The sequence below is a fragment of the Pseudomonas sp. 58(2021) genome (assembly GCF_017491585.1).
GTDB classification, from domain to species: domain Bacteria; phylum Pseudomonadota; class Gammaproteobacteria; order Pseudomonadales; family Pseudomonadaceae; genus Aquipseudomonas; species Aquipseudomonas fluorescens_BT.
Window position 1 is genome coordinate 1 of record NZ_JAFGYZ010000048.1, and the last position, 1476, is coordinate 1476.

A 1476-nucleotide genomic window follows, 5' to 3' on the forward strand; every position below is an offset into this window, starting at 1 on the left:
AAATATAACCAAATCATCTCTGAGGCAAGTCCGCAGGCGTCTCGTCTATGGATTAGTGTCCGTGTGCCGGGCAAAACTTGTAATTGGTGCGCGATCTTGTATGGTTGGTTCCCTTTGAATCTGAGCCTTGCGGGTCTGTTATGAAGTCGGTTGAAGAGCAGCTAGCGCTGATTAAACGTGGTGCGGAAGAACTGTTGGTCGAGTCCGAGCTGATCGAAAAGCTCAAGCGTGGCCAGCCGCTGCGAATCAAGGCTGGCTTCGATCCAACAGCGCCGGATCTGCACCTTGGACACACTGTGCTCATTAACAAGCTGCGCCAGTTCCAGGAATTGGGGCATCAGGTGATCTTCCTTATTGGTGATTTCACTGGAATGATCGGTGATCCGAGCGGCAAAAGTGCAACTCGTCCTCCGCTGACTCGTGAGCAGGTTCTGGAAAACGCTGAAACCTACAAGACTCAGGTATTCAAGATTCTTGATCCGGCGAAAACCGAGGTGGCGTTCAACTCCACCTGGATGGATCAGATGGGGCCTGCGGATTTCATTCGCCTGACTTCTCAATACACCGTTGCTCGCATGCTCGAGCGTGACGACTTCGACAAGCGCTACACCACTAATCAGCCAATCGCCATTCACGAGTTCCTCTATCCGCTGGTTCAGGGGTATGACTCGGTTGCCTTGCGCGCTGATGTGGAACTGGGTGGCACCGATCAGAAGTTCAATCTGCTGATGGGGCGCGAGTTGCAGCGTGGTTACGGTCAGGAGGCGCAGTGCATTCTGACGATGCCGTTGCTCGAAGGTCTTGATGGTGTGAAGAAGATGTCCAAATCGTTGGGCAACTACGTCGGTATCCAGGAAGCGCCGGGTGTCATGTACAGCAAGCTGGTTTCGATTCCGGATGCGTTGATGTGGCGCTATTTCGAGTTGCTCAGCTTCCGTTCGATGGATGAGATCAATGCCTTCCGTGCTGACGTGGAGGCGGGTGCCAATCCTCGCGACATCAAGATCAAGCTGGCTGAAGAAATTGTTGCCCGTTTCCATGGGGAAGAAGCTGCTGCCAATGCTCACCGTGGTGCGGGTAACCGGATGAAGGATGGCGAGCTGCCGGATGATTTGCCAGAGGTCGAGCTGACTGCTGCCGAAGATATGCCGATTGCTGCTGTCCTTAATAAGGCAGGCCTGGTGAAAAACTCGGCGGCTGCTCGTGATCTGTTAGCTTCCGGTGGTGTGCGTATAGATGGTGAGGTTGTTGATCGCTCCTTTATATATGTACTGGGCGCGACTCACGTCTGCCAGGCTGGGAAGAAGGCATTTGCACGGATTACGCTGAAATCCGAGTAAAGTTGAAAATAGGGGTTGACGGCAGATTCTGGAGGTCTATAATTCGCCCCACTTCCGGCGCAGTCGAAACGGAAAACTCCTTGAGATTCAATGAGTTACACGGTTTTCGATAGCGGTTTGCTTCAGATCATCGAAG

General features: G+C 52.9%; 1 protein-coding gene. It reads left to right on the top strand.

The features are described from left to right. Positions 1-140 precede the first annotated feature (140 nt). Positions 141-1340, top strand: a complete 1200-nt coding sequence (gene tyrS / locus J5M72_RS28700; protein WP_085731729.1) for a tyrosine--tRNA ligase — start codon at positions 141-143, stop codon at positions 1338-1340. The last annotated feature ends 136 nt before the right edge of the window (positions 1341-1476 follow it).